This is a genomic window from Vibrio sp. S9_S30 (assembly GCF_014694455.1).
Lineage (GTDB): Bacteria > Pseudomonadota > Gammaproteobacteria > Enterobacterales > Vibrionaceae > Vibrio.
In genome coordinates, this window is the sequence record NZ_JAAUWT010000122.1 from 1 (window position 1) to 635 (window position 635).

Annotated in this window: 1 protein-coding gene; it reads right to left on the bottom strand. The window is 37.5% G+C overall.

Features of this window, described 5'->3' with window-relative positions; genetic code table 11:
* On the bottom strand, window positions 1-563 hold a 563-nt coding region (locus HC752_RS24345), incomplete at its 3' end, for a hypothetical protein (protein ID WP_190337754.1).
* Window positions 564-635: the final 72 nt, after the last annotated feature.

A 635-nucleotide genomic window follows, 5' to 3' on the forward strand; every position in this document is an offset into this window, starting at 1 on the left:
TTTCCAAGACCAAATAGGATTAGAGGAACTGAAATAGGTGAGCTATATACTAAAAATCGCTTGCTTAGAGAAGCCCTATCCACTGGTTCTCCATGCTCATTTTTATCCAAATTTCCTCTTTTAACGCAAAGGACAAAGTTTAGTACTGGTAAACCAAGTATAAATGCGCTCCAAGGCTTCCAACCAATATCTTTAACGCGACCATCCGCATAAATGATAGAAGCAGGGATTTGAATAAACCATAAATCTATAACACTGTAAAAAACAGTATACCGCCCTTCGTGATTTATTAGTTGTAACGGCTGAAAATCCTTCAATGCATCAAATACAAATTGTGGAAGGAAACTATTAATCACCTCGTAAGTTAGAGCTTCTGCCAAGATAAATTGCGTAAATGCTGGCAGCAGCAACCAAATTATGATCATGAAAAACGCGTACTCTACTCGACCTATTCGAGCATTTCTCTTGCTTGTTAATATCTTACTTCCGTCAGGGTTCTTTTTCCGCATACCTATAGGAGAAAAAGCTCGTTCTAATTGAGCTGAGAAACAAGGCTTACACATGTATGACTCTTCGATAGTTTTTAGCTCTTGTTCGCTAAAAACACCTTTACATATACTACAGTTCATTGATGT